3 protein-coding genes are annotated in these 2,367 nt (G+C 66.5%); all 3 read right to left on the reverse strand.

From position 1 onward, the window contains the following. Window positions 1-47: 47 nt before the first annotated feature. Complete coding sequence (gene tnpC, locus C41B8_RS19100; protein ID WP_415752845.1) at window positions 48-1,619, reverse strand: IS66 family transposase; 1,572 nt, start codon at window positions 1,617-1,619, stop codon at window positions 48-50. A gap of 39 nt (window positions 1,620-1,658) precedes the next feature. After that, window positions 1,659-2,006: an IS66 family insertion sequence element accessory protein TnpB gene (gene tnpB, locus C41B8_RS19105; protein ID WP_037341978.1), complete on the reverse strand. Its 348-nt coding sequence runs from the start codon at window positions 2,004-2,006 to the stop codon at window positions 1,659-1,661. Further along, window positions 2,003-2,367 (reverse strand): IS66-like element accessory protein TnpA (tnpA, locus tag C41B8_RS21230; RefSeq protein WP_156962611.1); only part of this gene is annotated, 365 nt, incomplete at its 5' end. The genes tnpA and tnpB, both read right to left, overlap by 4 nt.

Raw genomic sequence — 2,367 nt, forward strand, 5'->3', positions numbered from 1 at the left:
GTAAGCATCCGGCCGCTACCGCTACCGCTTGACGCGACCGGCGCCGGTCAGGCCGATGGGGCCTCGGGGGTAAGCGCGTCCTTGACGTGCCACGGCAGCAGTTCGCTGATGCGATGGACCGGCAGATCGGCGATCCGCTCGAGGACATGTCGCAGATACGCTTCCGGATTGACGCCGTTGAGCTGGGCGGTGCCGATCAGGGTATAGATCGCCGCGGCGCGCTCGCCGCCGCTATCGGCGCCGGCGAACAGGTAGTTTTTTCGCCCCAGGGCCACGCAGCGCAACGCCCGCTCGGCGATGTTGTTGTCGATCTCGAGCACGCCGTCGTCCCGATAGCGCGTCAACGCCGGCCAGCGGGACAGGGCGTATTTGATCGCCGTCGCCAGGGGGGATTTCGCCGAGACCTGATGCAAGGCCGTATTGAGTTGTTGTTTCAGCGCGGTCAACATCGGTCCGGCCCGAGCCTGTCGGGCGGCGCGCCGATCCGCCGGGGGCTGGCCGCGGATCGCAGATTCGACCTGATAGAGATCCGCGATGCGTTCCAGGATATCCGCCGCGATCGGCGAGGCCATGGCCTGATGGATATCGTAGAACTTGCGGCGGACGTGGGCCCAGCAGCCCACCTCGACGATCACACCCCGGGCATAGAGATGGTGGAAACCGGCATAGCCGTCGGCCTGCAGCGCCCCGGCAAAGGGCTTCAGGTGAGCGCGCGGGCGTTCGCCCTTGCGATCCGGGGTATAACGGAAGCACACCGCCGGCGGTGTCGCATCGGCGCTGGCCCGATCATCCCGGACATAGGTCCACAGCCGCCCGGTCTTCGTGCGGCCCCGGCCCGGGGCGAGCACCGGCACCGGCGTGTCGTCGGCATGCAGCTTGGTCGCGGCCATGACGTGATCGCCGATCGCCTCGACCAGCGGCCGGACCAGCGCACTGGCCTGACCGACCCAGTCGGCGAGCGTCGAGACGTCCAGTTCGACGCCGTCGCGGGCATAGATCTTCGATTGCCGGTACAGCGGCAAATGGTCCGCATACTTGCTCACGAGCACATGGGCTAAAAGGCCCGGACCGGCGTAGCCATTGACGATCGGGCGGGAGACGGCCGGCGCCTGCATCACCGTGTCACAATGATCACAGGCGTGTTTGGGCCGCACGTGGCGGATGACCTGCCAGTGTTCGGGGACGTACTCCAGGATCTCGCTGACGTCTTCACCGATCGCGCGCAACGCCCCGCCGCAGTCCGGGCAGACACAGTCGCACGCGTGCACGATCGATTCACGGGGCAGATGGGCCGGCAAGGCCTGGCGGACCGGGCGACGCCTCGAAGGCGCTGAACGATCAACGGGCGCCGGGGATACGACCGGGGTCTCGAGTTCCTCGATGAGCAGCTCCAGCTGGGCGATCTCACCGTCGAGTTTTTCCGAACGCCGTCCGAAGCGCTGTCGCTTCAGGCGGGCCAGCTCGAACTTCAGTTTCTCGAGCTGGGCCTCGCGATGCGACAGCTGGCCCCGCAGTCGCGTGATCTCGGTCTCGCGTTCGGCCAGTTGCGCCCGCGTCTCGGCCAGCATCCGGCGCAGAACGGCGGAATCGTCGGGCCGGATATCGGGGGTGCTGTCCACCCGGATATTATACCGGGATGTCGAGTAAGAATACTGTTTTTACACGGCTTTCATGGGTTTTTGTGTGCGCTTCGGTCGCCGCCAGTCGATGCCCTCGAGCAGCATCGACAGCTGGGCGGCACTCAAGTGCACCGCGCCGGCCTCGGCACGCGGCCACACAAACCGGCCCGACTCGAGGCGCTTGTAAAACAGGCACAAGCCGTCGCCGTCCCACCACAGGATCTTGATCCGATCGCCACGCCGTCCCCGGAAGACAAACAGGTGGCCGGAGAATGGATCGGTCTCCAGGGTGGTCTGCACCTGAGCCGACAGACCGTCGAAGCCGCGTCGCATGTCCGTGGCGCCGGCTATCAGCCAGATCCGGGTGCCGGCGGGTAGGCCGATCACGTCAAGACCGCCAATACGCTACGCACCAACGCGGCATCCACGGTGCCGGTCAGGGTCATCCGATGACCACCGGCCAGGACAAGATCGATACGGCCTGTCGCGTTGGCGTGCGATGCACCAACCTCGGGTTCGGCGACCGTTGCCGGCCTCGCCAGGCGGATCGGCACGAGGGCAGGCTTGTCCGTCTCGCCGACAACCCCGGCCTCCCGGTAGTGCTTGCGCCATTTGAACACCAGATTGGTGTTCAGATCATGACGCCGGGCGACCGCCGACACGGAGGCCGCGTCCGACAACGTCTCTTCGACCACCTGACGTCGAAAGGCCGCGGTGTAGCGGCGGCGCGGGCGTGTGTTTGTCTGGG

Source organism: Salinisphaera hydrothermalis C41B8, assembly GCF_000732535.1.
Classification (GTDB): domain Bacteria; phylum Pseudomonadota; class Gammaproteobacteria; order Nevskiales; family Salinisphaeraceae; genus Salinisphaera; species Salinisphaera hydrothermalis.